Raw genomic sequence first — 24,035 nt, 5'->3', positions numbered from 1 at the left:
ACCATCTGCCGATCGTGAAGATCTGCAGGGAGTGCAACACGACCTTGTCGGCTGTTGTCGTGAAAGTCAGGAAGTGGCGCGACCGAGCCGGTCGGCGCATGGGCTGGGAATATACCGCGATCGAGCGTTCTAGGTATCAATTGGGTGGGAAGCAGACTTACCGAAGCGCAACCGTATGAACGCGGATGTCGTGCTCCCGGGCGATGGCGCTGATGTCCTCGATCGGCTGGATCGTGCCGACCTCGTTGTTGGCGTGCATGACGCTTATCAGGACGATGCGCGGGGTGATGGCACGGCGCACGGCTTCGGGATCGACCCGACCCGTCGAGCCGACGGGCAGATATGTCACCGTCGCGCCAAGCCGCTCGAGAAACCGACAGGAGGCGAGAACGGCGGGATGCTCGACGGCGGTGGTGATGATGTGCTCGCGCTTGTGCTTGAGCGCGAAGAACGTGCCCTTGATGGCAAGGTTATTGGCCTCGCTGCCGCCGCTTGTGAACACGATCTCGTCGGGCGCCGCGCCGAGCAGCGTGGCGACCTGGCCGCGGGCGCGCTCCAGTGCGGCCTTTGCCGGCGTGCTCGCCCAATGGCCGCTGGACGGATTGCCAAAGGCTTCGTCGAGGAAGGGTTGCATTGCCGTTGCCACCGCCGGATCGATCGGCGTGCTGGCGTTGTAGTCGAGATAGATCTGAGCCATCGGATCAGAACACCAGTACTTTGTCGGCGGCGATGGTGGCGGCCGCGAGTTCATTCATTGTACTGCGCCTTGCACCAGCCATGAGATCGGCTTCAGTCAGGCCGCGCGCGTTCATGCAAGTGCCACACAGCAAGATCTGTCCCTTGCCGGCAATTGCCCCCTTCAGCATGCACTCGACATTGTAGTAGCCGTCGGCAGTCTTCTGACCCGCCTTTGCGGCCACCACGGCGTCGGCCATCAGGAACACTGTGACTCCGGTTCCGCGCTCGTTCTTGATGAGAGCAAGAGCCAGGCGCAGGCCGTTGTAACACCGCTCGGTGCCATAGGGCGGGTCATTCAGGATGAACAGGATCTGCACAGGTGTCCCTTTCTTCGGTTCTTCGAATGCGCCTCCATCAAAAGGCGACTTCCGCAACCATCAGCCGTGCGACGAGCCCGCCCTATTCGCCGAGAACGCGGCGCCGCTCCTCGAACTCTATTTGTCGATCTCGCCGCGCGCAAAGCGCTCTTTGAGAATGTCGAGCGGCGTGCGGCCCGGCAGCGTGTGATGCGGTGGCGCCGTTGTCTTCACGGGCCGCCGACCCGGCGGACGAGAGGGACCCGGCCGCGATCAGCACAGCGAGAAAGAGGATCATGAACAGCGGCCCGAAAATCATGGGCCAGCCTCCACCCCACCCCATCATATGAGGCCCGCGTGCGTATCGTTCGGCGTCCGAAGGTGCCTGAGCCCACAGAGCATTTGGCGCGAGGACCGCGCCCGCAGCGACGAATATCGGAACCAGAACCTTCTTCATGGATCAGCATTGGATGGGCGGCGCGGCCGCGAAGCTCGCCCGCGCCCGTCGTGCGGCTACTCCCGCATGAAGGTCTGAACCTCCTCGGGCGTCACTTTGCCGTCCTTGTCTGCGTCGACCTTCTCGAAGATTCGCTTTTGGATGGTCGTAATCTCCTCGAAGGAAAGCCCGCCGTCGCCGTTCGTGTCGGCAATGGCGAACATGATCTTCATCATGTGCCCGTGCATGCGCATCATTGGCATGCCTCCCATCATCCCTTGACCCATCATGCCTTGGCCCATCATTCCAGGAGGCATCATGCCGGGCTGAGCGGGCTGTGCTCCTTGGTCCTGTCCCGCCGCATCTCCAGGCTCAGCAGGTGGGGTGGCCTGTGCAGTCCTCGAATCGGGGTGGTGCGGGTCGACGGCGGTTGTTTGCCCGGCGTCTGCGGCCGTCATGCCGGTGGCGATGGTGGCAGCTAACGCAGTCGCGCGTGATAGTGCAGTCAACGTCATGGGAACCTCCTTCTTGTGCAGAGCTCTGCGGAACCCGTTCCAACCCGCTTGCGGCTGCGGCTTCCAAACGCAAAAACCGGCAAGTCGCGGTCGCGATTTGAACCGCAGTCTAGGTCAAAAGCAGCGCGGCGAATTTGTGCCGGATCAACTGCTCGGCCAGTCGGACTTCGATCTGCCATCATCGTCATGTTGCTCGCCTCGAAGACGGATGCGGCTCCGTAGGCGTGCGCGAAAGATCAGGTTCGCGCATCACGAGGGCCACGACCAACCCGGAGAGAAACGTCAGGGCGGCGATAGAAGCGATTGCGTACGAGAGCCCGAAAAAGTCAGCAATAAGGCCCGCCGACAGCGCCCCGATCGCGTAGCCGAGATCCCGCCAGAACCGATAGACGCTGAGCGAGCGGGCGCGCCAGGTTGGATGCGAGGCGTCAGAGACGGCCGCAATCAGGCTCGGGTAGACCATGGCCGTCCCCAGTCCGAGTAACAGGCTGCCCAGGAGCCACCACTCGAACTGGCGTGTTGCGGCCGTGAGGAACAGGCCCGCGGCTTGCACCCACATGCCGGCGACGATCAGGCCCTTGCGGCCCCAACGGTCGCTCAAGGGGCCGGTTGCGATCTGCAAGATGCCCCACGTCGCGGGATAGATCGCCTTCAAAATGCCGATGCGCTCGACGCCGAGGCCGAAGGAGGCGAAGAACAGCGGGAAGATACCCCAGCTCATGCCGTCATTAAGGTTGTTGACGAGGCCGGCCTGCGAGGCGGCGAAGAGATTACGGTCCTTGAACGACGTGAGCGCGAAGACTTCCCGGAAACGGATCGGCGCAGCCTTCTGCGTGTGCGAGGAGGCCTCCAGCCGGACATGGTCTCGCGTATCGCGCACCAGCAGGATCGACAACGCGGCTCCCAGCATTGCATAGCCGATGCCGAAATAGATCGGCGCCGGGCGCAAGCCATATCGCGAGGCGACATAGCCAGTCAGAAACGCGGTCACGCCGACGGCGAGATAGCCGGCGAACTCATTGAGGCCGACGGCCAAGCCGCGCGACTTCGGTCCGACGAGATCGACCTTCATGATCACCGTCATCGACCAGGCAAGCCCCTGGTTGATGCCGAGAAGCGCGTTGGCGGCGATGACCCATTCCCAGTTCGGCGCCCAGATAATCATGAAGGGAACCGGCAGGCCAACAAGCCAGCCGAGGACGAGAACGCGCTTGCGGCCCCAGATATCGGCGAGTTGCCCGGAGACGAGATTGGCAAAGGCCTTCACCAGGCCGAAGCTGATGATGAAGGAGACGACGAGCGTCGTCGAGGTGATGTGGAACTCCTCGGCGCCGATGAGCGGCACAACGGTGCGCTCGATCCCGACCATGCCGCCGACGAAGGCGTTGATCAGGATGAGCAGCGCGAACTGCGGCCAGTTCTCTCTAAGGCCCAGCCTGACTGCCGAGCTCGCCGACCGAGAATCCGATTTTGCCACTCTCATCGGTCAGGCCGCGGCAGCCGTGTGGCTGGAATTGGCGGTCCTGATCTGCGCGGCCTGCGGCGGGGCCGGCGGAATCTCGGCGAGCATGAAGCAGATGAACTCGGCCTCGTCCTCGATTCCGAAGGCCTCGTTATGGCGCTTCTCGAAGCCGATGGTGGACCAGGGCTTGCCGCTCAAACGCCGGCCGCAGACCGAGCCGGCATAGGCCCCGGAAAGGACTTCGACATGGTCGGGAAGAGCCTTGAGGCGGCCGGCGCTCCGGAAGAGGTCTTTGGCACCTTCTTCGGAGCTGACCGCTAGCTCGGTGCGGCCGAGATCGCCGACCATCAGAGTGTGGCCGGTCAACACAAACCAGGGCTCGGCGGCCCGCGTGCGGTCGCTCACGAGCAGGCAGATGTGCTCAGGCGTGTGCCCGGGCGTATGCATGACCGTCGCGCTCACGTTGCCGAGCGGGAGGACGTCGCCGTCGCGTACTCCTCTGAACGGGAACGAGACGTCCGCCTCGGTCGACAGCACGTACTCCGCACCGGTAGCCTCGGCGAGCGCGCGGCCGGCGGAGAGATGGTCGGCGTGAACATGCGTGTCGATGACGAAATGAATGCGCATGCCGGCGTCTTCAGCTGCGCGCAGGTAAGGCTTGATGTCGCCGACTGGATCGACGACGGCTGCGGCCGACTTGCCGCCACAGCCGAAAAGATAGGAGATGCCGACCGGATCTGTGTGGAGGAATTGGCGAAGGATCATGGGGTTGCACTCCCTGCTGCGAAGGGTTAGAAACATTCAATCATTCCGCTGACTGTTCCACTGAGGAGCTGCCGTGTCAAGCATCGGACCGAAACAAGCGATCTACGAAAGCCTCGCCGAGGTGGCGCAGGCGCTCGGCCATGCCCACCGGCTCGAGCTTCTGGAGCACCTGGCGCAAGGGGTGCGCAGCGTCGAGGAACTCTCCGCGCGAACCCGCCTGAGCTTCGCCAACACGTCGCGCCACCTGCAGATCCTGCGGCGCGCGCGCCTCGTCGAGACGGCGCGCCGCGGCAAGCATGTGCTCTACAACCTCGCCGGTGATGCCGAGGTGGTGACACTGATCAAGGCGCTCGGCCGTGTCGGCGAGCGAAACGTGGCCGAGGTCGACCGCGTGATGGCCGACTACTTCCGCGCTCGTGATGCACTGGAGCCCGTGTCGCGGAAAGATCTGGTCTCGAGGCTGCATGATGGGGCGGTCACGGTTCTCGACGTGCGGCCGGAGGATGAGTTTGCGGTCGGACATCTTCCGGGCGCCCTCAACATTCCACTGGCCGAGCTGGAGCGCCGCTTAGGCGAGCTTCCGGCAGACCGGGAAGTGATCGCCTATTGTCGCGGTCCGTATTGCGTTCTCTCGTTCGAAGCGGTTGCCGCCTTGCGAGAGCGGGGTTATCTCGTCCGTCGGCTTGAGGACGGCTATCCCGAATGGAAGGCTGCCGGGCTGCCGGTCGAAGCGGTTGGCTGAAACGAGACACACGCGGCTAATTCCATGGATCAGAAGGCAGGCGAAACGGGAAGAGAGGGCTTGGCGTGGCCGATCGTGAACGGCAAGGACCACGCGTCTCCCTCCGTGTTCCGGCCGGACGCTCTGCTGCGCGAGGCACGCCGGCAGAAAGAACTGCCGCTCGTCGCAGTTCCTCCTGTGTGTGTTCTCGATCCCGACGGCGACGTGGTGCGGCTCCTCAAGCGTGCAGGCAAGGGCCGTGCACACGAGGGGTGGGCCTGCTACCACACCGAGCTTCTTGCCTTCGATCTCGACGGCATCGGCGAGATCGGCATCATCGGCTGCGCGGTGGGCGCTCCCTTTGCAGTGCTCGTGGCCGAGCAGCTTTTTGCGTCGGGCTGCCGCCTGCTCGTCAGCGTTACGTCCGCCGGCCAGATCACCGACAACGGAGCGACGCCCTACTTCGTGCTGATCGATCGCGCCATGCGCGACGAGGGCACGAGCTACCACTATCTTCCGCCAGCGACCTTCGCCGAAGCCCCCGACGCAGGGCTTCTCGGCGATGTCGAGAGGGCTTTGTCGGATCTCTCCGGCGTCAGTGTCCACCGCGGTGCGACCTGGACGACGGATGCGCCCTATCGCGAAACCGAGATCGCGATTGCGTCCGCACGGGAGCTGGGCGCACTTGCTGTGGAGATGGAGGCTGCCGCCCTGTACGCGTTTGCAACCGCAATGAACCGGTCGGTCGTCTGCTTCGCGCATGTAACCAATGCCATGGCGCGGAGTGAAGGCGACTTTGAAAAAGGCGAGGCGGACGGAACCACGGCAACGCTTGCCGTCATCGCGGCGACGGCGCGCGCCTGGTCGAGCGCTGCGACCGCCGCCGAGAAATGAGCAGATGCGGGGCGCCTATGCGGCGCCCTCGACGATTTGCGCGGCGCCGAACGGCCCGGCCTAGCCATCTCTCCGTCATCGATGGACTTTGCGACGCCGAGAATGGACGCCGCATCCACCGCAACAAATCGGTCGAAAAATAGTGCACGCGGCCTTTCCGCATTCGCGTCCGTCACCCGATCCAATGCTCAAGTCCGGCATGTTGCCGAACCTGAGCAGAGGAAATTTGAGAATGAAAACTGCAATCTTTGTCGCGATCGGTGCCGGGCCACTCGATCGCGTTGAACTGGACGAGACCGCTGTCCTAGCGGATCTTCTCCACCTGCTGAAACAGCGCGGCGTCGACGTCGAGGAATTCCTCATTTTCATGGAGGATCACGACGAGCCGCTGGAGCACTATCATCCGCTTCATGGCCACGACCATCCGATCTTTCATGCCCACCGTTGCAAGAAGGTCGAGATCACGGTCCACTACAAGACCGACGCTTTCAAGCACAAGTTTGCGCCTTCGGCGACCATCGCCAAGGTTACCCGCTGGGCTGTCGAGAAGGTCGGCCTCGGCAAGGAAGAGGCCGAGGAACACGTCCTCCATATCCATGGCAGCCAGCTTCAGCCGCCGTCCAATGCCCATTTGGGCAGCTACGCCACCGACAGCTGCGCCGTGGTGTTCGATCTGGTGCGCAAGAAGCTGGTGCAAGGCTGATGGAGGCGTCAATGTGCGCAGAAGAAAGGGTGTTCCAGGCACATCTGGAACGCCCGATTTCCTGCTTGGCAATATCAAGGGGCAGTGGCGCCTGTTGCGCGTGGCGTGGCCGACCGCGGACTTCGCGGTCAGGGCGCGTGACGGCAGGGAGTGGGGCTTTCGGTTTCTGTTGGATGGCTATCCGGCCGCACTGCCGAATGCGAGGCCTTGCGATGTGGAGACGGGCACTCCGCTGACCGGAGAGCATTGGCCGAGCGGTTCGGGGCGGGTGCGAGCAGCCTTCAACCCGGCCTGGAACCCAGCCGCCCTGTATTTGCCCTGCGACCGCCTTGCCCTGCCCGGCCACGAGCAGTGGATCACCGAACATCCCGAACTGCTTTGGCAGCCGACGCGCGGCATCATTCATTATCTGGAGATCATGTATGACCCTCTTTCTTCGTTCGCTTATCTCTCGGCTGTTCGGCCGGCCGCCTGATCTGGCCATCCCACGCCTCTGGCGCGAACTGCTGCAGGGGTTGCGCCTGCGTGGCGGAACCGCCGCGAAAGCGGCGCCTTCCTGATTCGAGTTAGTCAAGCTATCCGGGCTGTTAGGTTGACTTGCAGGGGATTTTCCCTGGCGTCATTCTCACTATCGATAATGACGTCTTATCGATAGCGTGATGGCTTTGGCGCCGCAAAGGCCCTGGACTCGGCGCAAAGCACGGCCGCGACGGCCGCAGAAACCCGCCTGGAAGACGCCTTGATGGAGACTGCCCCTGCCCTGATGCCGCCCGGCATGCCGCAGCGCCTGCCGGCGTCACGCCGTGCGCGACGTGCTGGTGTGCGCCAGGCTTGTCGCGATGGCGACAAACCGGCGCTTGACCGCGGTAAACAAAGCCGGCGGCAGCGGCCCGTAATAGCCGCTCTCCGTCTCCAGCGGCCGGATGTCGGGGCCAGGCCAGGCGAACCGATTGCTTTCCGTCAAAACGATCCACGACCGCTCACCGTCAAGCCGCAAACGCAGCTTGACCGCAGCCGGAATCTCGATGGCATCATCGGGATCGGACGGCGGCGTATGGGTGATCGGCAGGACCCGGACGACCGGCGAGCCGTCCTCCTGCATGGCGACCAGCGCGAGCACCAGGCAGGGCCGGTCCTTGTCGCCTTCCTCGCGGCCTTCGCGGTGTTGCCAATGCCAGAGGTAGGAGTAACGGAAGACGTGGCCGACCTTGATTTCAGCCGGTAGCATTTTTTGCCGTCAGGCCTTTTGCCCCGAGGGGTTTCGACCCGAGGGTTTTGACCCAGAGAGCTCGTCGTTGAGATGGTCGAGATCCGGCTCCATTTCAGAGGCTTCGACCGCGGCGATCTCGTCCGAGCCGAGTTCCGCTGTCAGATCGACCCGCCGGTCGCGCTTCGACAGCCGGACGAAATCCTCATAGGCCAGCAGCACCGTGCGCGGGCGACCGTTCTTGGTGATGATTACCGGGTCCCGGACCGCAGCATCCTGATAGGCGCCAAAATTTTTCGAGACGGCGGCGGCGGTGACGGTGGTGCTCATCGGCGAGACTCCTTTATTCCAGAATATACGGGCTTTCCGGGCTTTCCGCAAATGTCGGCGCCCGCCAAATGGAAACGAGGCAGTGACAGGGCAGCTTCCAAAGGCCCTCGTCTGTTCGCCTGGGTTCGTTCTGCGAGTGCGCCGCCGATATTGTCCAAGACGCAACGCCCAGAACACCTCCACTTGCTGTAGGCAGCCGCAACTGGAAATGATGCCGGACGTTGCTATGACGAACAGGAATAAGGCTGTCTGTGGCGGCAAGGCTGATTGAGGAAAGCCCAGACCGTTATGAAGCCAATGACCGAAGAGCATCCTGCGGCACTAGCACAATACGTCCCGCGGCAGCTCTCGACTAGCGAAAGACTGACGACGACGTCTGTTTGGGGTCGAACTTGCCTATTGGCCGCTTGCCGGAGGGTGGACATTCGCGGACCGCCACACTGCTATAGCCAATGCTATGGATCGACTGCAGCACCTGGTGCCCGCGTGCGGCGGCCGTGATGATTTTTCGGGATCGTCGGTCCAGACGAAGGACTATGACTGCAGCTTGTGGTCGATGACGAAGCGGTTGATGGCGGAAACCCACATGCCCTCAACACGGGACTGGTGATGGCTCGCGGCGCCTGCCGTGCTGCCGCCATTGGTGCTTTTAGTTCCTGGCACGACCCCCACGCCAGAACCGCACGGCACGAGCTTCCAGCGCCGGTTGCCCTGCGGCGGGAGGCTGGGTGGTACCAAGAGGCCGGGAGGATGATCGCCATTAACCACCGATTTATGCGGCGAATCTTGGCTCCGGAACTCCCGTTGCACCCAGGCCGGTGATGGCAAAAAGGCTGCCGCGCAAGACACCGTCGCTTGGAAAGCGCGGCAGCGGCGGCTTGGCCATCGAAGTGACGTACAGGGTGTCGAGCTTCGGCCCGCCGAACATGACGCTGGTGATCTTCTTGACGGGCATGTCGATGATGCGATCAACGCTGCCGTCGGGCGCGTAACGCACCAACCTGCCGTCATAGACCAGCGCGTTCCACAGGAATCCTTCCGCATCGACGGTCGAGCCGTCAGCCGCCCCTCCCCGGCTGGTATCGACGCGGGTGAAGGTGCGCCGGTTGTTGGCGGCACCCGTTTCGATATTATAGTCGTAGGCCCAGATCTCGCCGGTCCAGGTGTCGGCGAAATAGAAGGTGCGGTCGTCCGGGCTCCAGCACGGACCGTTCGAGCAGATGATGCCGGAATCTATTCTGGTAACGGAGAAATCCGGATCGAGCCGGTAGAGCCCGCCGGAGGGTCCCTCTTCCATCGTGTCCATTGAGCCGGCGAAGAAGCGGCCGCGCCGATCGACCTTGCCGTCATTGAGCCGGTTCATCGGCCTGTCCGGCTCCGGATCGTGAATCGGCGTCACCTCGCCGGTGGCGAAATCAAGCAGATGGAAACCGCGCTGCAGCGATACCACCGCGCCACCGCCGTCCTTGCGCAATGCCATCGAACCGATCTTCATCGGCACGTCCCAGCAACGGATCTCGCGGCCGTCGGCGGTCGCCCGAAACACACGCCCGTCGAAACTGTCGATCCAATAGAGGCGCTCCTGCTCAACGTCCCACAGCGGTCCCTCGCCCAGCGTGGTCTTCACGTCCACCACGACTTCGATCTTCATGCCGTCCTCCTCTGTTCGAACCTTGCAGAAACCCGTCAGAACGCGACCTGGTCGCCGCCCTTCAATGACAGGATTTCGCGGGCCTCTTCAGGCGTCGCCACTTCCATGCCGAGGCCTTCGATGATCTTGCGGGCAAGCACCACCTGCTCGGCATTTGACTTGGCAAGCTTGCCCTTGCCGGCCCACAGACTGTCTTCGAGCCCAACGCGAATATTGCCGCCAAGCGCTGCCGATTGCGCGGCTATGCGCAACTGGCTGGCGCCCGCACCCAGAACCGACCAGCGAAACTGATCGCCGAACAGGCGATCGGCGGTACGCTTCATATGGGCGACGTCTTCCGGGTGCGTGCCGATGCCGCCGAGCAGGCCGAACACGGACTGCACGAAGAATGGCGGTTTCACCAGTCCGCGATCGGCGAAGTGGGAGAGGTTATACAGATGGGCGATGTCGTAGCACTCGAACTCGAAGCGCGTGCCATTGTCGTAGCAGGTCGCCAGTATGTATTCGATGTCCTTGAATGAGTTGCGGAAGACCAGATCGCGCGTCGCTTCCAGATGCGGCTTTTCCCAATCGAACTTGAACCTCTCGTATTTGTCGGCGAGGTGATAGAGCCCGAAATTGATCGATCCCATGTTGAGCGAGGCGACTTCCGGCTTGAACTGGGCGGCGGGGCGCACACGCTCCTCGACCTTCATGTAGGGACTGCCGCCGGTCGTGATGTTGATGGCGGCATTGGTGCCTTGCTTGACGCGCGGCAGGAAACGCGCGAACGCCTCCGGCGTCTGGTCGGGCTTGCCGGTCTCAGGGTCGCGGGCATGCAGATGCAGGATCGCCGCACCAGCCTCGGCCGCCGCGATCGCCTCCGACGCGATCTGGTCTGGCGTGATCGGTAGATAAGGCGACATCGTCGGCGTATGGATTGCCCCCGTCACCGCGCAGGTGATGATGACCTTGGGCTGTGGGGCGCCGGGCTTGCGGGTTGTTTGCGTCATCGTCCAAACTCCTGATCCGATTTTTTCTTGTGCGCCGCCAGTGCCATCAGCCGGCGGTCGCGCCAGACCTGCCGTTCGCCGAGTTCTTCTCGCGGCAGGCGCTTGCGACGCTCGGCCTCGATGGTCTCCATGACCTCGCCGGCCCAGTCGACACGGCGCAGCATCTGCGGGAAGATGTTGGAATAGATCGTCTGATAGCGATCGACATAGTCGCGCACACCACCTGGTGCATTGAGGTCGATCGTCTCGAACGGACCCATGAACGACCAGCGCAGCGCCAGCCCGTCGCGCAAGCCAGTGTCGACGTCCTCGACGCTGGCATAGCCGTCGGAGACAAGCCGGAATGCCTCCTCCAGCAGTGCGCCTTGCAGGCGGTTCATGATGAAGCCGTCGAGCTCGCGCTTCATCACCAGTGGCGCATGGCCCGCCTCGACAAGAAAAGCGCGGGTCCTTTCCACCGTTTCGGCGGAGGTCCATGGCGCCGGCACGACTTCCGCCGCCGGGATGAGATAGGGCGGATTGATCGGGTGCACGACGAGGCAGCGATGGCGCCCCTCAAGATGATCGGTGAATTTCGACGGCAACAGCGCCGAGGTGGAACTGGCGATCACCGCCTGCGGACCGGCAAGTGCGTCGATCCGGGAGAACACTTCCCGCTTCACCTCGAGGTTTTCCGGCGTGTTCTCCTGGACGTGGACGGCATCGGCCAGGGCCTCGCCGAGCTCCGCCACAATGGTGATGCGGCCGAGCACGGCATCGACCGCCTGTCCCCGCAGCAAATCGTTGGCGGCAAGGTCGCCGAGCACGCCAGCGATATAGTCGCGCGCACCGCTGGCCGCGGCCGGCGCCTGGTCCCACATGCGCACATCATGGCCTGCACGAGCGAAGCTGATCGCCCATGCCCGCCCGATGAAACCGCTTCCAATGATTGCGACATTGGCCATTGTCAGTCCCTCACAGTGTTTCGACGTTGCCGTCGACGCCGAGCGACTGGCCGGAAATGTTGACGCCCGCCTCGGAAAGCAGAAAAGCCACCATCGCCGCGACATCGTATGGGCTGGTCATGCGGCGTAGCGAGATGTTCTGCAGATAGCGTCGTGTCATCTCCTCGTTTGAAACGCCTAATTGCTTTGCCCGGTCGGCAATGACCTTGTCGATGCGCGGCCCTTCGATGATGCCGGGCAAGATGGCGTTGACCCTGATCCCATGCGGTCCGAGTTCCTTGGCAAGACTCTGGGTCAGGCCGACAACGCCGAACTTGGCAGCCGAATACGGCGTGCGGAACGCGTAGCCATGGCGGCCGGCGGCGGAAGACATTGAGACGATCGAGCCGCCGCCCGCCGCCTTGATCAGCGGCACGGCACGCCGCGCGCACAGGAACTGGCCGGTCAGGCAAATGTCTATGCAACGCCGCCAGTCTGCCGGATCGATCTCATCGACGCCACCGGTCGGCCCGGCAATGCCGGCATTGTTGATCAGGGCGTCGAGCCCGCCGAGCTTCTCCTTGACCGTCTCGAACAGCCGGTCGACATCGTCGTCGCGAGAGACGTCGGCCTTGACCGCGGCGGCAAGCGCTATCTTATTCGGAGCGGCAGCCAATGCTTCGTCGGAAATGTCGCAGATCACGACACGCGCTCCGAGCCGCGACAGCGTCTCGGCAATGGCAAAGCCGATGCCGCCGGCGCCCGCCGTCACCAGCACGCGCTGGCCTTTGAGCCCGGTCAGGAATTTGTCCGCCGATGCCGGGGCGCTTGAGCTCATTGTTCAATTCCTTTCACTGAATCCGCCTTTCGCGCAGCGCCATGACGGCACCGAGCACCACCAGCCCGAACAGGATCGCCCGCGTTGCATAAGGCAGCGTCGTGCCGGCGAGCAGCATCTGCAACGCGGTCAAAAGCAGCACGCCGCCCAGCATGCCGAGATAGTGCCCGCGCCCGCCGGTGATCAGCGCACCGCCGACCACGACAACGGCGATCGAGGGCAGCAGATAATCGTCGCCCATGCCGAGGCTGGCCTGGCCGGAAAAGCCGGTCAGCATGATGCCGACGAGCCCCGCGCAGACCGCCGACAGCACATAGACGAGGATGAGCGTGCGCCCGACCGCGATGCCGGAGAGCTGGGCGGCGCGCAGGCTGTTGCCGATGCCATAAACCCGGCGGCCGAAAGCGGTGCGGCCGAGCAGCAGCACGGCAAAGACGACGAAGGCGATCATGAACAGCACCACCGGCGTCACAACGAATACCTTCCCGGTCATGAACCAGCGCAGCATCGGCGAGGAGAAGCCGGCCGGCGTACCCTGCGAGTAGAGCAGCGCGACGCCTTGCAGAATGCCGTTGGTGGCCAGCGTCATCACGATCGGCGAAATGCCGAGGAAGACGATGCCGATGCCGTTGGCAAGACCGATCAGGCAAGCGATGAGCAGCACCGCCGGCAGCGCATAGGCAAGTGCAGCATCCGAGCCGTTGACCATGCCGGCAAGCAGGATGCCCGAGAGGCCGATCGTCCACGGCACCGACAGGTCGAGCCCACCGGTGAGGATTACGCTACCTTGCCCAAGCGCCAGGATGGCGAGGAAGCTCGACAGCACGAACAGCGAGTTCCAGTAGGTGACGTTGACGATGGCGCGTCCGAGCCAGATCTGGGTGACGATCACGACGACGGCCAGGCAGACATAGGCCGGCAGCGCATAACGCAGCGTCTCGGCATTGCGGATATGGAAGGCCGGATGCGGCGCCTGCTGATCGTCGGTGCTGCCACGCGCGATCCTCAGCCGCCGGTCGGTGCGATCGATCTGCGAGGGCAGCATTCCGGCGCGCCATGCGGCCAGCCGAGCGTGGAGCGCACGCAGTTGGCGGGCGAGCACAGAGCCATGCGACAGCGAGCCGGCAAGCACGGCAAGGATCAGGATCATGCCCTCGGCGATCGTCGAATAATAGGCCGAGACGTTGAGCACGAGCAGGATGTTGACGACCATCATCAGTATGTAGGCGCCAAAGACAGTGCCAACCGGCCCGCCTTGACCGCCGCCCAGCCTTGTACCGCCGACAACGACCGCCGCGAACATCGACAGCAACAACGGGTTGCCGACGAGCGGATCGCCGCTGCCGGTCTGGGCACTGATGAAGACGCCGGCAAGCCCGTAGCAGCCGCCGGCTACGACGTAGACCAGGAAGCGCACGAGAACGACGCGCACGCCGACCGATGCGGCCGCATCCGGATCGCTGCCGATCGCATAGAGAGCCGTCCCGAAGCGTGTGCCTTTGAGCCAGAACCAGCCGAGCAGGACGACACCAATAACCACCAGCGGCATCGGTATCCAGCCGGCGATGGCATCACCGAGATAGAAGGCGCCAAGATCGGGAGAGACGAAGCCGCCCGGCTTGTCCATAACCAGCAGCGTTACCCCCTGCAGGATGAACATGGTCGACAGCGTGACGACGATTGGCTGCATGCGCAGGACGGCGATGAAGAAGCCGTTGAAGGCGCCGACCAGCATGCCGACACCAATTCCGGCCAAGGTCCACAGCGCGACACTGGTGCCGGTCGCCATCGGATCCATGCCTTTTGCCAGGACGACATTGACCAGCGAGATCACCGCGCCGGCGGACAGGTCGAAACCGCCGGACAGGATGACCACGGTCTGGCCGATCGCCGCCAGTGCCGAGGTGGCGCCGCCGCTGGAGAGAAACGAAATGTCGAAATAGGTGAGCCGCCCGGCACTGACCAGATCGACGATAAGCAGGAGCACCGCAAAGACGATCGCCGCGATGATCGCGCCGCTGTGCCGCGCGAGAAGCCGCGACACTGTTGCGGCCGGTGCCGCGGCGGGCGAACTCGTCACGCTCATTCCGCCGCCTCCCGGACCAAGTCGCCGTGCCCCAACGCCGGTCGCATGATCGCGCCTTCCGTGATGTGGTTACCGGCAAGCTCCGCCACCAGGCGACCGTCATAGAGGACGAGCACTCGGTCGCATTGATGGACCAGCTCGGGAATTTCGGTTGAATGCAGAAGGATCGAGCCGCCGGCCGCCACATAGTCGCGCATCATCACATAGAGCTCGTGCTTGGTGCCGACGTCGATGCCGCGGGTCGGGTCGAAGAGCAGCAGGATGCGGCTTTCGGCGACCAGCCATTTGGCGATGGCAATCTTCTGCTGGTTACCGCCCGAAAACGCCCCTGCCCTCGTCCACATGGCGCGGCGGTCGACCTCGACCGCCGAGAAGGCGGATTGGACGGCCCGCGCCTCTTCGTCCCTGCTGATCAGGCCAAATCGGGTAAAACGCGCGACCACCGGCAGCGATACGTTCTGCCGGCCCGAGAGCTTCAGGAACAGGCCTTCGGTCTTGCGGTCCTCGGGCACCAGCCCGATCGCCATGTTGGGCTTGAGCGCATCGGCGGGCGAGCCGAGCCAGACCTTGCGGCCGTCGACCAGGACATGGCCGCGCTCGATCTCGGCCATGCCGAAACAGGCGAGGAACAGGTCGAGCTGCCCCATGCCCTGAAGCCCCGCAATGCCCAGGATCTCGCCCTTGCGCAGGTCGAAACCGACGCCGTCGAGCTTCCTTCCGGCTTTGAGATCGCGCACGCCGAGCACCGGCGGACCCAAGACGGCCTCGCTTTCGGGTTTCGGCGGGAAGGTCTGGGCGATGCTGCGGCCGATGATCTTTTCGATTACTTCTCCATCCGGGACATCGGCAGCCGGTGCGGTCACGATATGGCGGCCGTTCCTGAGAATGGTCAGCGTATCGCAGAAGGCCCGCACCTCGCGCATGCGATGGGTGATGAACACGACCGTCGTACCGGCCGCCTTCAGCCGCGCGATGATGCCGCCCAGCCATTCGACATCGCCGCCCGACAGCGTCGAGGTCGGTTCGTCGAGCAAGAGGATGCGCGGCTTGCGATAGAGCGCGCGCGCGATTTCAATCTTCTGCCGGACGGCGAGATCGAGCGTCGCCACCTCGGCATCAAGATCGACCGAAAACCCGAGATCGGAAATGTGCTGGCGCACCGCCTTGCGCGCGGCCGACCGCTTGATCAGGCCGATCGGGCCGACAGGCGCGTAGGGCAGCAGCATATTGTCGAGAACGCTGAGATCGCGCACCAGCGTCATTTCCTGGAAGGCTGTCTGCACGCCCTTGGCGTGCGCGGCGCGCGGCGAACCGAGCGGCGCCGGTTCACCAAGAACGGTGATTTGCCCTTCGTCGGGCCGCACCAGTCCCGACAGCAGTTTGACGAGCGTCGACTTGCCCGCACCGTTTTCGCCGAGCAGCGCGTGCACGCTGCCTGAAACGATCTCGAAAGAGACGCCATCGAGGGCGACGGTCGCGCCGAACGCCTTGCGGACGCCCTGTATGCCGACAGCTGTCGATTGCGCTGACATCATGATCCCAGTCCCGGCCTACATGGGGTGCGTGGAGTGCCTCGAAAGCACCCCATGCCCCATTTCGGAGAGCCTTACTCCTCGGGCTGGCCGACAAGGGCGGCCGCGAGACCGATTTCAGGTGTCTGGTCGGAGAAGATCGAGGCGAACCAGCCGGGGTTGGAGACAAGCGAGGGTTTGAAGGCGTTACAGCCAGCCTTCATCTCCGCCCAGGTGCCTTCGTCACAAAGCTTTATCGTGTCGTTGGTGACGACCGGCAGTGGCAGGATCGTCTTCTTGGCAACCTCCTTGCCGTCAAGCGCCTCGACCGCAAGCTTGAGGGCCAGCGCACCGGAATAAGGCGGCGACGCGTAGGACATGCGCGGCGCGCCGAGCGGCGCATAGGGAGAGGTTGCGCCCTCGACCTCCGTGCCCTCCGGCAGCATCTGGATGCGCCCGCCATTGGAGCCCTCGCCGGCGCAAGGCAGGAGTTCGCTGACCTTCTTGCCGGCCTCGAGCTGCATGGAATTGGCAGTGAAGCAGCCTACCTGCATCCACAGCCCATTTATGTCGTCCCAGCTGCGCGTCGCCAATATCTTGGAAAGTTCGGTACGGGCCACCGCCTGGCTCCACATGCCGACAGCCTCCCCAACGATCTTGATGTCGGGATGCTTGGCAAACACCTCCTTCGCGGCCTTGGTGCGCAGATCATCGACCGAGGTGCCGGGAACGCCGGTCACCGCAATGATGTTGCCCTTGCCATTAAGTTTCTTGACCAGCCACTCCGCCGTCACCCGGCCAGCCTCTTCCTGGTCGATATGGACGTTGTAGGCGCAAGGCTCCGTGATCTCGGCATCGTAGGCAAACACCTTTACCCCCTTGTCGCAGGCGTTCTTCACCACCTGGTTGAGCGCGGTCGGCGAGATCGGGAAGATTACGATGGCTTCGGCACCTGCCTGCACCATCGCGTTGATCTGCTGGATCTGGCGCTGTGCGTTCGGCCCGGCCACCTGAACCTGGAGGTCGACCTTGTCGGCCATGCTCTTGTGCGACGCCATCGCCTTGACCATGTTGGCGGCCTCGGCCTGCCAATCATTGCCGATGAAGCTCATGCTGAGAAATATCTTGTGCTTTCCGGCCGCTTCGGCCGCCGACATCCCAAAGGCGCAAACAGCCATGCCGGCAAGCAGCGCAAGCCGCCGGGCTTTCGATCCGATACCCATTCGAAACTCCTCCCAGTTCAGACGACCGAATGCCTCCCAGGGGCACGAAACGTACCGCCTTGTCATTCGATGCAGCTGACCGTATCATGATTTGATCAAAGATCAATGATGAAATACTAATAGGTAAAAAGCCGGATACGCCGGCGCTTGACGCGGCAATCCGAACCTTGCATTCCGGGCACAGGCGCCGGGTAGGACAAGAGCGTCGCCGTATGTCGCCGTATGGGGAAAGGTAGGCAGAGATGGCTGGGGCGGCATTCAGGAAGCCGGGCGTCGAGATCACGCCGCTTTCCAGGGAAACCCTGCAGGACAGGGTCTACCGGCACGTTACCGAGTTGATCCTCGATGGCAGTATCGTTCCAGGTGAAATGGTGACGGTGCAGAGCCTTGCCGACGCTTTCGGCGTCAGCCCGATGCCGGTTCGCGAGGCGCTGCGGCGTCTGAGCGCCGCCAACGCCTTGATGGTGGTTTCGGGCCGTTCAATCGGTATCCCGGCATTAAGCCGCGCGCGACTCATCGATCTCAGGAACGTCAGGTTTGAGATCGAGGCGATCGCCGCCGCATGGGCGGCCGAGCGAATGGACGATGCCAGCGTGGCGCTGCTGCGCCAGCATCTGGACGCACTCGAACAGGCCAATGCCGCCGGCGACGTCAAATCCTACCTCAGGGCCAACTACGCCTTCCATTTCTCCATCTATCGAGCCGCTGGCTCGGAAAACATGCTCAACATCATCGAGAACCTGTGGCTGCAGATCAGTCCCTATTTCAACATGCTGCACGATTCCGGAAACTATTCGACCGCCAACCAGCACCATCAGGAGATGTTTGCAGCGCTGCGAGACCGCAACGCGGAGGCGGTCCGGGCTGCGGTTCGCGCTGACATCGACGCGGCTTTCACTGTCCTGATAAAACTGCTGAAATAGTCGCAGGTCGCCAAGCCCGACATGGCAGGACGGCGATGCTCACCACCAACCGAACCGCCGAGCATCAGCGGACATTTCCAGCGCCCTGCTGCGGTGATTCATCCAGAGGGACGATCCAGCGCTCACAGGGCCGAGTTGGTCAGGGGTAGCGCTTGCCAGAGCCTACAAGCTCATCCTTAATCGCTGGCGTTGCGGTGTGACCATCGGCACGGGTGAAGGCATGCCCGAGCGGCTTGTCAACAAGAACGGGAGACGGCAGTGTTCTGACGTTATCAATGAGCCGCGTCTCGCCGAGCCAGGCCGCTGCAAACAGGCGTGCCGGCCGATCCAGGCTCGCTATCGGTTGCAGATCTGCCTCGCCACGGAGTTCCAGGTACTCGACCTCGCGATAGCCCGCGGACAGGATCGCTGCGCGCGCTTCGGCAAGCGTTGGCAGGACGGGAGAGCCGTTCGAGAGCCCCGACGCCGTATCGAGTAGGACCGATGCTAGCCTTGGGGCGACGGCGCGCTCTGCCGGCGAGAGCCGGACATTGCGCGATGACAAAGCGAGACCATCGGCTTCCCGGACTGTCGGACAGGGGACGACGGTGATCGGAATATCCAGGTCCCGGACCATGCGCCCGATAAGTTGAAGCTGCTGGAAGTCCTTCTCTCCGAAAAAGGCGAAATCAGCGCCGGTCTGCAGGAAGAGTTTTGCAACGACGGTCGCCACCCCATCGAAATGGCCGGGCCGGAACGCACCGCACAGGCTTTCACTGATGCCGGACACGGACACGGTCGTGGCGAAGCCGTCAGGATACATCTCAGTCGCATCCGGAACATAAAGCAGGTGGGCGCCCAGCCGCGTGAGCTTTGCAGCGTCTTCGTCTTCCGTGCGGGGATAGGCGGCAAGATCCGCCGCACTGTTGAACTGCTTGGGATTGACGAACAGCGTCACGATCACGCGATCGGCCTTTTGAAGCGCAGAACGCACGAGACTCAAATGCCCTTCATGCAAGGCTCCCATCGTAGGCACCACGGCGATATTGACACCGGAACGGCGCCATCCCGCCACAGCGGTACGAAGCTCGGCAATGGTGCGGACGATCGGCGTGCTCACGCGGCTTCTCCGGCTTGCGGTGCGTCGGCGAAGAGATGTTCGGCCACCGGAAAGCGCCCTTCCCGCACATCAGCCGCGTAAGCCGCAATGGCGGCTTCGGCCTCTGAGCCCAGTTCGGCATAGCGCTTGACGAATTTCGGACGAAAACCGGTGAACATGCCCAGAATATCGTCGACGACCAGAACCTGGCCGTCGCAGGCGGCGGAGGCGCCGATCCCGATGGTTGGAATCGTAACCTCCTCGGTTATTCTTCGTGCGAGCGGCTCGGCCACCTTTTCCAGCACAACAGAGAATGAGCCGGATTCGGCAACAGCAACAGCGTCCCGCAAAATCCTGTCGCCGTCTCTGCCCCTGCCCTGGACCTTGTAGCCGCCAAGCACATTGATCGCTTGCGGTGTCAGCCCGACATGGCTCATGACGGGGATGCCGCGGGCAATGAGAAAGCGGATCGTGTCAGCCATGCTCTCGCCGCCCTCCAGCTTGACCGCGGCGCATCCGGTCTCCGCCATCAGCCGGGCGGCGTTGCGAAAGGCCTGTTCGCAGCCCTCCTCATACGAGCCGAAGGGCATGTCGACGACCATCAGCGCCCGTTCAAGACCGCGGCGGACGGCCTTGCCGTGCATGATCATCATCTCCAGCGTAACCCCGAGGGTTGACGTCAGGCCATGAAGCACCATGCCGACGCTGTCGCCGACCAGGACCACGTCGCAGTGCCTATCGGCGAGGCGCGCAACGGGCGTTGTATACGCTGTTAAGCAGACAATCGGCTTCTTGTGCTTTCGGGCCGCAATGTCCGGCGGCGTCAGCGCCTTTGTTTCGACAGCCACACTCATCGGCACATTCCCTTGGGTCAAGTTCCAGCGGTGACGGTTTTGCATAGTTCTGTGCAGGTGCGAAGGCCAAAACCGCACTGCATCAGAAAAGTTTGTGCGTCGCGAAGCAGGCTCTCCGCAAAGCAAACACAGAGGGCCAGCGTTCCTCTGCTTCGGTGATCCTGCGCGACAACCGTGTTGCTGAGCGGCTGAGCAATCGGGCTCCGGCCGTTTTCAACTCGAACAGTTTAACTGCCGCACGGCGGTTCACGCCAGAAGCGACCTTGGTTGCAAGCCTACCCGAAATGCGTTGTGACGGAAGCATGCGCCCGCACTCCAGACACTACGATTTGAATCAATATCGCTGGTTCGAATCGGTTCCAAAACAAGGTGCACGCTGGCGGCGTTGGCATTTTCCGCATATTACCAACCCCTTGACTACCGTCAAAGCCGCTCCAGAATCATGGGCATGGCTTGGGAAATTGCGGACATCAATATCGGCGATGAGGTGGCGATCACCGTGACGGTGCTGAAGCTCCTGGACGACGGAAGAGCTAGCGTCAGCATCCCCTCCTATGGTTTTCCGCATTCGATCCCTGCTCCTAAAAAGTCCAAACCAGGTGACGAGCTCCAGCTCACTGGCGAGGTCACGCGGGTCGACGAGGAAAATCGAAGGGTGACCGTGAAAGCTGGCGGGCTAATCACCGTGGATGCCGATACGATCACCGACTGGACGCCTGTCCGCCGCAAAAAGATGTCGCTCACAGATGAGGCGGATTAGCGAACGCAGATCAAACCATCGATGCCGAAGACAAGTCCGCAAGGCCTGGCCGTCCTTGCTCTGGTGCGCGTGGCATCGAGGAGACCTGCCGGCCGGCGTGCTGCCGATCGAGGAGGCTGTCTTCCTGCTCTTATGGCCAAGAGCCCATGCATGAGGGTGAGGCGCTTGCCAAGGCTATCATTGAAACAGTTGAACGGCTAACTGCTTGCGGGAAGGCAATCGGCCCCAGGTGGCGCACTGTATGAAAATTACCAACTTCGTTAGCCGGGAACAAGCACTCTACATCAAACGTTTTTTTGCGCGAGACTGAACTCTCCTCCGTTCTCCAGTCTGGCTGTAAAGGCCCGCTGCTCTGCACGGGCAGCGGGCCTGAGGGTTCGCACATGCCGCAGCGCCAGCGTACCAATCGCACCTGCCTTAGTCCTCATGATTTGGCTATTTGCCAGCGCGTTTTCGATCGGATTTGCGCAGACGAAGACCTCGACCCTTTAAGCCAACAGGGCAAAATCCTGGCGGAAACGGTAGTGGCGACTTTTCGAAATGCTCACACTGATGAGCGCGAACTGCTGAAGGCAGTCAGGTCTCATCGAGGAAATTGAGCAGCAAAATTTCACCCGACCGACAAGGTCGGGCTTGACCCATTCGGCCTTGTCCCCGGAGCAGGCCCGGGAGCTAACGAGGCCCTAACTGCCAACAAGATAGGCGTCACCGATTGCGGCGTCGCTGTGTTGACGGTCGTTTTGCGCCCTCATCATTCCGCTCTTGCATAGCAGTCCCAGTCTTCAGCCGCTGTTCCCGTAGTCTGGCCGTTTTTGCCTCCCGTGCCGTACGCTCAGTGCGGTCCTTGCTTTCCTGATGAGCAGCCATGCTTCACCTACGTTTTTTGCTGGTGCCCAACCTTCGTCAAAACCCGCTGTTCCACTCCGGATCCTACCTCAGGGCTAACTACGCCTTTCATTTCTCCATCTACCGGGCCGCGGGCTCGGAAAACATGCTCAACATCATCGAGAACCTGTGGCTGCAGATCAGCCCCTATTTCAACATGCTGCACGATTCTGGAAACTATTCGACCGCCAACCAGCACCATCAGCACTGTTTGCAGCGCTGCGAGACCGTAATGCGGAAGCTGTCCGGGCCGCGGTTCGCGCCGACATCGACGCGGCTTTCACAGTGCTGATCAAACTGCTGAAGTAACATTCAGGTCGCCATAAGCGACATGCCGCCTGCATTGCTGATCAGACTTCCAGTTCTTTTTCCGCCCACTCCGCGAACTTTTCCAACTTGTCGAGCAAGCTCTCGGCTTCGGGTAGTGATTTTGCCCTGATTCCGTATTGAGCTTCGTCCTTCTCATCGAGGATGCTCCGCAACCTGCTGGCCTGCGCTGCAGGAAGGCGATTTCCAAGCGCATCGCGCATGGTTTTCACCACGCCCGCATGATCCGCGCGGTTGATCTTTCCTGCAAATCGGCCAGTGAGCGCATCGGCGTATGCTATTGCCGCATTCACGATCTGCGACATAGCCGGATTTCCGATGTCACCCGTTTCAGACATTGCCACCTCCAAACGGGCAGCCTTCAAATATGAGCGGGCGATGCGCAATTGCCCGCGCCAAAGCCTGTCTCGACTGCTTTCGTCGCACCTCTTCTGGTCATGCCAACGCCTTCTGGCGAGTTTTTGTTGCGAGTTCGTCCGGGCGTGGACCCAAGACGAGCAGGGCATTAGCTTCGACCCCGCCCCACCAAGGGTCTCCCGTGCTCGACAGCCTCGCCACATCCTGCGGAGTGAGTCCCACGACCGAGGGATTGAAGCCAAGCTCTTCACCGTGGGTCACCAGTGCCTCACGGATCTCTTGGAGCGCGCTTTCTAGCTTTTCGGATGGCGTAACCACTGCGATGTCGAGATCGCTGTCTGGACGGTCCTCGCCCCTCGCCACGCTGCCGTAAATCCAGGCCGCGAGTACGTTCGGCCGAACTGCGGAGACCGCCTCAGTGACTACAGCGCGAATGTTGGAATACCGAAGCGCCTCCTGCTCAAAGAGGGCTTCCAGTGATGTCGCCAGTGGATGGCGATCATTCAACCGATAAAGACGAGCCCTGCCGGTTCCCTCTGAAGATACAATGCCAATCCCCTCCAAGGTTGCGAGAGCAGACCACACGCTTGCCCTCGCAAGCCCACTACGAGCCGCGAGCAATGGCGAAGAAAGCAAGCCGCCGTGCCGGGATAATTCCCGGAGCAATCTCACGCTTGCTTCGGTGCCGAGCATAATGGTGAGTGGATAGCGCAAAGCGCTTTGAGCGGTCGAGCGTGCCATCGCGCAAGTTCCTTCTGCTCTCGCAGCCTAGCATCGATTGCCGGATATCAAATCCGATGTTTTGTTTTCTAAACAACTGTCCTGTTATCTGAGTCTTGGCGGTTGCTGCGCCGCTGTCACGAATGTATCCGAGCGATGTTGATCGTCTCGAGCGACGGCGAAAGCCGGGCTTGATCCCTACGCAAGAATATCGCGCATCTAAGATGCGCGAAATTCCCTGACATCTGACCGCAGGCCTGAATTATCGCGCATCTGTAATGCGCGATAATTCTGTGCCGCGCCTCGCAAGCGCACCCATCTGCGCGCTGAACCAGCGGAGCGGGTTCAGCTCGTCCAGGGTGTGTTTGTCGATTCGCAGCAGCCGACCTTGCACATACGGTAGTTGCCCGGAGCGAGTGTGAGCTTTGCCAAAGCAGGCCTTGCTAAACTTCTGCTAGTCCATTTCAGGGGAATGGAGGCCGTGCCTATTGCCCTGTTGACATTGCGACACGGCAGCGATTGGGGCACATTCCAAGCCATGTGCAATCTCTACAACATCACGACCAGCCAGGAGGCCATCCGCCAGTGGACCCGCGCCTTGCGCGACATCCTCGGCAATCTCGAACCCTCCATCGACATCTATCCCAACCAGCCCGGCCCGGTGGTGCGCAACGCGCCGGACGGCGAACGCGAATTGGCCAATCTGCTGTGGGGCATGCCGACGCCACTGGAGCGGGTCAAGGGCAAGGCCGACTACGGCACCACCAATATCCGCAATCCGCAATATGGCCATTGGCAGCAATATCTCGGCATCGAGAACCGCTGCGTGGTGCCTGTCAC

Annotated in this window: 27 protein-coding genes; 8 read left to right on the top strand and 19 right to left on the bottom strand. The window is 62.4% G+C overall.

The window, feature by feature from the left end:
• Nucleotides 1-157: 157 nt before the first annotated feature.
• The 5 genes from X773_RS63640 to X773_RS63620 form a co-directional block, all read right to left on the bottom strand.
• Entirely contained in the window at nucleotides 158-697 is a 540-nt protein-coding gene (locus tag X773_RS63640; RefSeq protein WP_198023597.1) for an aminotransferase class V-fold PLP-dependent enzyme, read from the bottom strand.
• 4 nt (nucleotides 698-701) lie between these two features.
• Entirely contained in the window at nucleotides 702-1,055 is a 354-nt protein-coding gene (locus tag X773_RS63635) for a DsrE family protein (protein ID WP_023678695.1), read from the bottom strand.
• Nucleotides 1,056-1,547: 492 nt separating this feature from the next.
• Nucleotides 1,548-1,985, bottom strand: coding sequence for an EF-hand domain-containing protein (locus X773_RS63630; RefSeq protein ID WP_023678693.1), 438 nt, complete (start codon nucleotides 1,983-1,985; stop codon nucleotides 1,548-1,550).
• A 184-nt stretch (nucleotides 1,986-2,169) separates the two neighbouring features.
• Nucleotides 2,170-3,468 carry an MFS transporter gene (locus X773_RS63625; protein WP_156937395.1) on the bottom strand — a complete coding sequence of 433 codons (1,299 nt, stop codon included), beginning with the start codon at nucleotides 3,466-3,468 and terminating at the stop codon, nucleotides 2,170-2,172.
• A gap of 3 nt (nucleotides 3,469-3,471) precedes the next feature.
• Nucleotides 3,472-4,212, bottom strand: coding sequence for an MBL fold metallo-hydrolase (locus X773_RS63620; RefSeq protein WP_023678691.1), 741 nt, complete (start codon nucleotides 4,210-4,212; stop codon nucleotides 3,472-3,474).
• A 73-nt stretch (nucleotides 4,213-4,285) separates the two neighbouring features.
• Here X773_RS63620 and X773_RS63615 point away from each other — a divergent pair, with 73 nt between their 5' ends.
• From X773_RS63615 to X773_RS63605, 4 genes are all read left to right on the top strand, one after another.
• Nucleotides 4,286-4,954, top strand: a complete 669-nt coding sequence (locus tag X773_RS63615) for a metalloregulator ArsR/SmtB family transcription factor (protein WP_023678690.1) — start codon at nucleotides 4,286-4,288, stop codon at nucleotides 4,952-4,954.
• Between the two features lie 60 nt (nucleotides 4,955-5,014).
• On the top strand, nucleotides 5,015-5,827 hold the full coding sequence (locus tag X773_RS63610) for a nucleoside phosphorylase (protein WP_031212222.1): 813 nt from the start codon (nucleotides 5,015-5,017) through the stop codon (nucleotides 5,825-5,827).
• A 232-nt stretch (nucleotides 5,828-6,059) separates the two neighbouring features.
• Nucleotides 6,060-6,530, top strand: coding sequence for a hypothetical protein (locus X773_RS73770; RefSeq protein ID WP_156937394.1), 471 nt, complete (start codon nucleotides 6,060-6,062; stop codon nucleotides 6,528-6,530).
• A 13-nt stretch (nucleotides 6,531-6,543) separates the two neighbouring features.
• Nucleotides 6,544-7,005, top strand: a complete 462-nt coding sequence (locus tag X773_RS63605; RefSeq protein ID WP_023678687.1) for a hypothetical protein — start codon at nucleotides 6,544-6,546, stop codon at nucleotides 7,003-7,005.
• Between the two features lie 321 nt (nucleotides 7,006-7,326).
• Here X773_RS63605 and X773_RS63600 read toward each other — a convergent pair whose 3' ends face one another.
• The 10 genes from X773_RS63600 to X773_RS63560 all read right to left on the bottom strand — a co-directional run bounded on the left by X773_RS63600 (nucleotide 7,327) and on the right by X773_RS63560 (nucleotide 17,291).
• A complete protein-coding gene (locus X773_RS63600; protein ID WP_023678686.1) occupies nucleotides 7,327-7,758 on the bottom strand; it encodes an mRNA interferase PemK in 432 nt (143 codons plus the stop codon).
• A gap of 9 nt (nucleotides 7,759-7,767) precedes the next feature.
• On the bottom strand, nucleotides 7,768-8,067 hold the full coding sequence (locus X773_RS63595) for a type II toxin-antitoxin system Phd/YefM family antitoxin (RefSeq protein WP_023678685.1): 300 nt from the start codon (nucleotides 8,065-8,067) through the stop codon (nucleotides 7,768-7,770).
• A gap of 534 nt (nucleotides 8,068-8,601) precedes the next feature.
• Complete coding sequence (locus tag X773_RS79090; RefSeq protein WP_280952121.1) at nucleotides 8,602-8,730, bottom strand: hypothetical protein; 129 nt, start codon at nucleotides 8,728-8,730, stop codon at nucleotides 8,602-8,604.
• Nucleotides 8,731-8,839: 109 nt separating this feature from the next.
• Nucleotides 8,840-9,718: an SMP-30/gluconolactonase/LRE family protein gene (locus X773_RS63590; protein WP_023678683.1), complete on the bottom strand. Its 879-nt coding sequence runs from the start codon at nucleotides 9,716-9,718 to the stop codon at nucleotides 8,840-8,842.
• A gap of 35 nt (nucleotides 9,719-9,753) precedes the next feature.
• Complete coding sequence (locus tag X773_RS63585) at nucleotides 9,754-10,710, bottom strand: 3-keto-5-aminohexanoate cleavage protein (RefSeq protein ID WP_023678682.1); 957 nt, start codon at nucleotides 10,708-10,710, stop codon at nucleotides 9,754-9,756.
• Nucleotides 10,707-11,654, bottom strand: a complete 948-nt coding sequence (locus X773_RS63580) for a 3-hydroxyacyl-CoA dehydrogenase (protein WP_023678681.1) — start codon at nucleotides 11,652-11,654, stop codon at nucleotides 10,707-10,709. Before X773_RS63580 ends, X773_RS63585 begins: the two co-directional genes overlap by 4 nt.
• 10 nt (nucleotides 11,655-11,664) lie before the next feature.
• Nucleotides 11,665-12,471, bottom strand: coding sequence for an SDR family oxidoreductase (locus X773_RS63575; RefSeq protein ID WP_023678680.1), 807 nt, complete (start codon nucleotides 12,469-12,471; stop codon nucleotides 11,665-11,667).
• A 13-nt stretch (nucleotides 12,472-12,484) separates the two neighbouring features.
• On the bottom strand, nucleotides 12,485-14,557 hold the full coding sequence (locus X773_RS63570; protein WP_023678679.1) for an ABC transporter permease: 2,073 nt from the start codon (nucleotides 14,555-14,557) through the stop codon (nucleotides 12,485-12,487).
• Nucleotides 14,554-16,092 (bottom strand): sugar ABC transporter ATP-binding protein, encoded by a 1,539-nt coding sequence (locus X773_RS63565; protein ID WP_084641443.1) that lies wholly within the window; start codon nucleotides 16,090-16,092, stop codon nucleotides 14,554-14,556. Before X773_RS63565 ends, X773_RS63570 begins: the two co-directional genes overlap by 4 nt.
• Before the next feature lie 71 nt (nucleotides 16,093-16,163).
• Nucleotides 16,164-17,291, bottom strand: coding sequence for a sugar ABC transporter substrate-binding protein (locus X773_RS63560; RefSeq protein WP_023678677.1), 1,128 nt, complete (start codon nucleotides 17,289-17,291; stop codon nucleotides 16,164-16,166).
• 242 nt (nucleotides 17,292-17,533) lie between these two features.
• On the opposite strand from X773_RS63560, the gene X773_RS63555 reads away from it, so the two are divergent.
• On the top strand, nucleotides 17,534-18,214 hold the full coding sequence (locus X773_RS63555; RefSeq protein ID WP_023678676.1) for a GntR family transcriptional regulator: 681 nt from the start codon (nucleotides 17,534-17,536) through the stop codon (nucleotides 18,212-18,214).
• Between the two features lie 139 nt (nucleotides 18,215-18,353).
• Here X773_RS63555 and panC read toward each other — a convergent pair whose 3' ends face one another.
• Nucleotides 18,354-19,313 (bottom strand): pantoate--beta-alanine ligase, encoded by a 960-nt coding sequence (gene panC / locus X773_RS63550; RefSeq protein WP_023678675.1) that lies wholly within the window; start codon nucleotides 19,311-19,313, stop codon nucleotides 18,354-18,356.
• Nucleotides 19,310-20,146: a 3-methyl-2-oxobutanoate hydroxymethyltransferase gene (gene panB, locus X773_RS63545; RefSeq protein ID WP_023678674.1), complete on the bottom strand. Its 837-nt coding sequence runs from the start codon at nucleotides 20,144-20,146 to the stop codon at nucleotides 19,310-19,312. Before panB ends, panC begins: the two co-directional genes overlap by 4 nt.
• 448 nt (nucleotides 20,147-20,594) lie before the next feature.
• Between panB and X773_RS63540 the strand changes: the two genes are divergently transcribed.
• Entirely contained in the window at nucleotides 20,595-20,906 is a 312-nt protein-coding gene (locus tag X773_RS63540) for a hypothetical protein (protein WP_031212213.1), read from the top strand.
• A gap of 865 nt (nucleotides 20,907-21,771) precedes the next feature.
• Complete coding sequence (locus X773_RS63535) at nucleotides 21,772-22,083, top strand: FCD domain-containing protein (RefSeq protein WP_023678672.1); 312 nt, start codon at nucleotides 21,772-21,774, stop codon at nucleotides 22,081-22,083.
• A 58-nt stretch (nucleotides 22,084-22,141) separates the two neighbouring features.
• Here X773_RS63535 and X773_RS0138565 read toward each other — a convergent pair whose 3' ends face one another.
• The gene (locus X773_RS0138565; RefSeq protein ID WP_245274764.1) at nucleotides 22,142-22,456 is read right to left on the bottom strand and encodes a hypothetical protein; all 315 of its coding nucleotides are present in this window, start codon (nucleotides 22,454-22,456) and stop codon (nucleotides 22,142-22,144) included.
• A 97-nt stretch (nucleotides 22,457-22,553) separates the two neighbouring features.
• Nucleotides 22,554-23,216 (bottom strand): nucleotidyltransferase domain-containing protein, encoded by a 663-nt coding sequence (locus tag X773_RS77465; protein WP_023678670.1) that lies wholly within the window; start codon nucleotides 23,214-23,216, stop codon nucleotides 22,554-22,556.
• Nucleotides 23,217-23,733: 517 nt separating this feature from the next.
• On the opposite strand from X773_RS77465, the gene X773_RS63525 reads away from it, so the two are divergent.
• The coding region (locus X773_RS63525) for an SOS response-associated peptidase family protein (protein ID WP_023678669.1) at nucleotides 23,734-24,035 on the top strand (302 nt) is incomplete at its 3' end.

This window comes from Mesorhizobium sp. LSJC280B00, from assembly GCF_000502835.1.
Lineage (GTDB): Bacteria > Pseudomonadota > Alphaproteobacteria > Rhizobiales > Rhizobiaceae > Mesorhizobium.
The sequence above is the reverse complement of the archived record's forward strand: the minus strand, read 5'-3'. Positions and strand labels throughout refer to the sequence as shown.